Below are 5,406 nucleotides of genomic sequence, written 5' to 3' on the forward strand. Positions count from 1 at the left end.
GTTAACAGTTAACAGTTATCAGTTATCAGTTATCAGTTATCAGTTATCAGTTATCAGTTATCAGTTATCAGTTATCAGTTATCAGATTAAAGTGATAAGTTTTAAGTTTTAAGTTTTAAGTTTTAAGTTTTAAATGATATTATAGCGTTTCCTAAGCTAGTGAGGTACACCTATTTTTCTTCCCTTTTGCCTTTTGCCTTTTGCCTCTTGCATGAGTGCCTAAAACCCATAACTTTTGTACCTCAGCAGACTGAAAAACGCTATATTCACCGATCAATCTTCACTAATTACTGTTTACTGATAACTGTTTACTGTTTACTGATAACTGACAAATCCCCCACTACCTTCCAAAAATGCCTTCGCCAGAATCCGCTCCGTTGCTATCACAACTGCAAAAAAAAGTCAATAGTTTAGATGTACCATTTTATGCGCCAGGGCATAAGCAGGGGGAAGGAATCGGCGAAGATTTAAGTAATTTACTGGGAAAAAGCGTCTTTAAAGCCGATTTACCCGAATTACCCGACCTTGATAATTTGTTTGCCCCGACGGGAGTGATTAAAGAAGCGCAAATTTTAGCAGCCGAGACATTTGGGGCAGATAAAAGCTGGTTTTTAGTCAATGGTTCCAGTTGTGGCATTATTGCGGCGATTTTAGCCACTTGCGGCGAGGGAGATAAAATTATTTTGGCGAGAAATATTCATAAATCGGCAATTTCGGGCTTAATTCTCTCTGGGGCGCAACCTATCTTTATCAATCCCGAATATAATCCCACTATCGATCTAAATTTAAATATAACCCCCCAATCCCTCGAAAATGCCCTGAAACTTCATCCCGACGCTAAAGCGGTGATGGTAGTCTCTCCCACCTATCAAGGGGTTTGCTGTGACTTAAAAACTATCGCCCAGATTACCAATCATTATTCTATCCCGCTGCTCGTCGATGAGGCTCACGGGGCGCATTTTGCCTTTCATCCCGATTTACCTCCGGCTGCCCTGTCTCTCGGCGCCGATATGGCTATTCAGTCCACCCATAAGGTTTTAGGGGCCTTAACTCAAGCATCGATGTTACACTTAAAAAGCGATCGCATTAGTTCCGAAAAAGTCGATCGAGCCTTACAATTAGTTCAAACCACTAGCCCTAGTTATTTGCTTCTCGCTTCCCTTGATAGTGCTAGAAAGCAAATGGCGACGCAAGGACTAGATTTACTGAGCAAAACCCTCGATTTAGCCGCTACTGCCCGAAAAGAACTCGATAAAATTCCTAATATCTCTGTTTTAGACTTTCCCCATTCTATCCCGGGTTGTCACTGGTTCGATCGCACTCGTTTAACGGTAATTGTCAAAAATTTTGGCTTAACTGGTTACGAAATAGACGATATTTTGCGAGAAAAATACGCTGTCACCGCAGAATTACCGACTTTAAGCCAACTTACTTTTATTATCTCCATCGGCAACCATCGCGAACACATTAATCGCCTAATTACTGCTTTTCAATGCCTTCAATCCCCTTCCTCTACCAGTTTACCCCCCACTCCTCCCCCAGTCACGGGAAATTTGGCTATTTCTCCTAGAAAGGCTTTTTTTGCCCCTACAGAGATAGTATCCCGGAAAAATGCCCTCGATCGTCTTAGTGCTGATGTTATCTGTCCCTATCCCCCCGGTATTCCCGTTTTGATGCCGGGTGAGTTAATTTCTCAGGAAGTCCTCGACTATCTGCAAACTATTTTAGACCTCGGTGGCACGATTACCGGCGGTAGTGATGATAATTTAACCACTTTCAGGGTTTTAAAATAATCGCAAAATTATCTGATATATTAACCGGAAAAAGGCGGTAATAGCAATTGCTCCGATGGCTGCCATCACGGCAATGATAGCAATTTCAGGAAAATTTAGGCTTCCTTGCAGTTGCGAAAGAAAGAAGATGAGGGTGAGGGTAATTGCTGCTAGAATCGGTAAATCTCTCCCTTCAATCACTTTTTTAAATAATGCCCAAACTAAGCCACCTAAGATCATAAAAGCGATGACAATTCCTAGCGAGGGGAGTAAACTATTTAAGGCAATTACTAATAATGTCCCCTCAAATCCTGTAAAGGCAGCATTAGCGAAGGTTTCCCCAAGAGAAAAGCGGGAAGTTTTTCTAATCACTGGAGAAGCTGGAGGGGATGGAGGAATTGGAGAAGGTGGAGGAGATGGAGGAGATGGGGGAGGTGTATTTAAAGCGGTTAAAACTTCTCCACAGGATTGAAATCTATCCAGGGGATTTGCTAGTAACATTTTATTGAATACTCTTGCTAAATCTGCACTGATGTTGGGGGCATAATTTTGCCAATTCCAGACCTGTTTTTGGGGATCGTATAGATCATCAGGATCGCGATTAGTTAAGAGTATAACACAGGTAGCTGCTAGGGCATATAAATCTGTGGCTGCCGATACCTGATTGCCTAATTGTTGTTCGGGAGGAGCAAATCCAGCTGAGTAAATTGTTGTGGATTTCTGTTGTGTATTACTAGGGTTATTAGTCGCCTGTTTTACTGCCCCAAAATCGAGTAAATAGAGGCGGCCATTTTTGGATAACATGATGTTAGATGGTTTTATATCCCGGTGAATGGAACCATTTTCATGAATAAATTTGAGGATAAGAAGTAATTCTTTGAGAATGTTTTTGACTTCACTTTCTTGAAAGGGTTTTTGTTGCTGTTGGAGAATTTCTTCTAAGTTTTTACCGTCGATATATTCCTGGGCCAGATAGAAAAATTGCTCTTCTTTTCCCGTTAATTGATTCTTGACTGTTAAAGGGAAAAAAGCATAGAGATCGGGGATTTGGGGATGTTCTCGGCCTAAATCTTCTAAAACGTGCGCTTCTTGAAAAAATAAGTTTTTCGCTTTTTCTAAAGCTTGCGGACTTAAATTACCAGAAGGTTGAAATTGTTTGAGTACACATTTAGCTTTTTTGGGACTATAACGATCTACTGCTAAAAATGCCGCCCCAAATCCTCCTTGTCCCAATAGACGTTCTGGCAAATAACGTCCCCCTAAAATTAATGGCATCCCGCAAGTTGTACAATATTTCTGATCGATCGAGGTTAAAAGATTGCTATCGTCTAGGTCTAGGCACTGATTACGCGGTTTCGGACAGTGGGGACGCGTACAAATAACTTCCATAATCACCGTTTCCCGTGGTACTGCTCTTAGTTTAGCTACTACCTGCAATTCGGGTTAAAATTTTTATTCTTGAGAAAGAGTTAAAAAGGGGGGTCGTAGGCCGACACGGATTTCCATTATACTACAAGGTTAGCAGAAATTTTGGAGTTTGTCAAGTCTTTGGCTGAAAAAAATTCAGCCAGATAAGGGCGGTTATCGAAAAAATCGGGTCACGCATATCATTCAAGGCCAGGGTTCTGGCCACGACTTGAGCGAAACGGTCTTGAACCATCTACTCCCGTGTCACCTCGTTTTGAGGCTCTTGAAAATATTGCTTTTTTTTCTCAAAGACAGTAAACTCAAATGTATTGTAAATGTATTTCAGATGAATTATGACTCTATATCTAGTAGAGGATGATCGACAAGAAAGGACAAAAGAAGAGGTGAGCGAGATATTGGAGCGCATTGCCACAGTCGCATCAAAATCGCAGGGAGAGTTAATCGAAGCCCTAATCGGTGAAACAGAGGGGCGGTTATTCCTGATTATCAAAGCGATCGATCGCGCATCCGTCGAACAAGTAATAGAAAACGCTGGGCTAGGTTGGCAACTAATCAAAGAAATGCGCTTGATTGGGCAGGACTTAGCCACTGTGCGAGAGCGCAAAGACAAAGCCAACTATCTAGTACAGTGGAATTTACCCCCGGGGCTAACGATGGAAACTTACCTGCAACGAAAAGCGGAGAAAACCCCCCTTTATGCTCAAGTGCCGGAAGTCAGTTTCGAGCGTACCTATGTTTGCGAAGACTTGAGTAAATGTCTCTGTTTCTACGATAGTCCCGATGAAGCGGCGGTAAAAAGAGCCAGAGAAGTGGTCGGCGCACCCATAGATAGTTTGACCTCGATTGAAAATATTCACCCCTAGGAGAGAACAATGATGCTCGATCGAGGCTCCGAAATCCTTTCTTTTCTGGAAGAAAGAGCCACTGACCTCAACAACGGTACAGCTAATCTCAACGTCGGTTCGGCCCTAACCAAGCTAGGAGAATCGGGCTGGTTCGGCTATGCTATACCTGAAAGCTTAGGAGGCCAGGGTGGCTCCTTACTACAGGCAGTAGAGGCGATCTCCGCTGTGTCCCAATGCTGCCTGACCACCGGTTTTGTTTTCTGGTGTCAGCGCGTCTTCATTCAATATCTGGCCGCCAGTAATAACACTTACCTACAAAACAAAATTCTACCGGCCGTTCTCAAGGGAGAGATCGCCGGAGCGACAGGACTCTCTAACGCGATGAAGTACCTCGGCGGTATCGAGGAGCTGCGTTTACAAGCAAAGATCGAGGGAGAAAACGTCACTGTTAATGGCTTCCTGCCCTGGGCCTCTAACCTCGACTCTAAGGGAGAATTCATCGTGGCCGTTGCCGCTCAAACTAGATCTGGACAAACCCTTATCCTCGCCCTTCCCTCCTTCGCAGAGGGGTTAAAACGGGGTGAAGACCTACAATTATTGGGTTTACAGGCTTCCCGCACCAGTACCCTTGAATTCGATCGAGTTCAGTTATCTCACGACTGGATTATCAGCTTGGAAGCAGCAAAATTTTTACCCTCAGTCCGCCCCTGTTTCTTGCTGTTACAATGCGGACTGGCCCTGGGCATTACGCGTAAATCCCTTGGGGAGACGGAGAAAAGTTTAGGGGGAAAGGCAGCGGTAGCCAGCGATCGTTATTTCTTCGCCCGGGAGCGTCTGACTCGTCTAGAAAAGACAATCGAGCAATTCAGCACCCTAGAAAGCTTCGATCTCGGACGAACACGCCAACTATTCACCCTCAGAGTGGACATTACCCGGTTAGCGGTGGAATCCGTAGGGTTAGAAGCGGAAATTAAGGGAGGAAAAGGCTATTTTCGTAATAGCGACACGGCGCGACGGCTGCGCGAGGTCGCCTTTTTACCTGTGTTAACTCCGAGCCTGATTCAACTAGAAAGAGAATTACAACGTCAGTCCTCTACCGATAAAATTCTCCCTGGCGAACTCGATCGAGCGGGGGTGAGGGAATGAGCGTCGCCACTGATTACCCCGTCCTCACCCTCAAAAATCTCCATAAACGCTATAAAACCCGCCATGGCTACCGTACCGTTTTTGAGGATATTAACCTACAGGTGCGCTCCGGTGAGGTGGTTTGTTTGCTCGGGGCTAGTGGTTGCGGTAAATCTACCCTCCTTGCTACCGCCGCTGGTTTGCAAAGTGCCGATGGCGGAGAAATACAATTGCAC

5 protein-coding genes are annotated in these 5,406 nt (G+C 44.4%); 4 read left to right on the plus strand and 1 reads right to left on the minus strand.

The genetic code is table 11. The features are described from left to right. Positions 1–353 precede the first annotated feature (353 nt). The gene (locus IQ242_RS15690; RefSeq protein WP_193960606.1) at positions 354–1,793 is read left to right on the plus strand and encodes an aminotransferase class I/II-fold pyridoxal phosphate-dependent enzyme; all 1,440 of its coding nucleotides are present in this window, start codon (positions 354–356) and stop codon (positions 1,791–1,793) included. Here IQ242_RS15690 and IQ242_RS15695 read toward each other — a convergent pair. Next, positions 1,785–3,161, minus strand: coding sequence for a serine/threonine-protein kinase (locus IQ242_RS15695; RefSeq protein ID WP_193960607.1), 1,377 nt, complete (start codon positions 3,159–3,161; stop codon positions 1,785–1,787). The genes IQ242_RS15690 and IQ242_RS15695 overlap by 9 nt on opposite strands. A gap of 371 nt (positions 3,162–3,532) precedes the next feature. On the opposite strand from IQ242_RS15695, the gene IQ242_RS15700 reads away from it, so the two are divergent. From IQ242_RS15700 to IQ242_RS15710, 3 genes are all read left to right on the plus strand, one after another. After that, positions 3,533–4,063 (plus strand): DUF4242 domain-containing protein, encoded by a 531-nt coding sequence (locus IQ242_RS15700; protein ID WP_193960608.1) that lies wholly within the window; start codon positions 3,533–3,535, stop codon positions 4,061–4,063. A 12-nt stretch (positions 4,064–4,075) separates the two neighbouring features. Next, entirely contained in the window at positions 4,076–5,191 is a 1,116-nt protein-coding gene (locus IQ242_RS15705) for an acyl-CoA dehydrogenase family protein (RefSeq protein WP_193960610.1), read from the plus strand. Next, a partial coding sequence (locus IQ242_RS15710; protein WP_193960609.1) for an ATP-binding cassette domain-containing protein occupies positions 5,188–5,406 on the plus strand: 219 nt, incomplete at its 3' end. The genes IQ242_RS15705 and IQ242_RS15710, both read left to right, overlap by 4 nt.

Origin of the sequence: Microcystis sp. LEGE 08355, from assembly GCF_015207185.1 — a bacterium.
Lineage (GTDB): Bacteria > Cyanobacteriota > Cyanobacteriia > Cyanobacteriales > Microcystaceae > Microcystis > Microcystis panniformis.

What these genes read in the sequence shown, in the direction of transcription:
- IQ242_RS15690 (WP_193960606.1), top strand. Translation starts at nt 354, where the DNA reads ATGCCTTCGCCAGAATCCGCTCCGTTGCTATCACAACTGCAAAAAAAA.
- IQ242_RS15695 (WP_193960607.1), bottom strand. Translation starts at nt 3,161, where the DNA reads ATGGAAGTTATTTGTACGCGTCCCCACTGTCCGAAACCGCGTAATCAG.
- IQ242_RS15700 (WP_193960608.1), top strand. Translation starts at nt 3,533, where the DNA reads ATGACTCTATATCTAGTAGAGGATGATCGACAAGAAAGGACAAAAGAA.
- IQ242_RS15705 (WP_193960610.1), top strand. Translation starts at nt 4,076, where the DNA reads ATGCTCGATCGAGGCTCCGAAATCCTTTCTTTTCTGGAAGAAAGAGCC.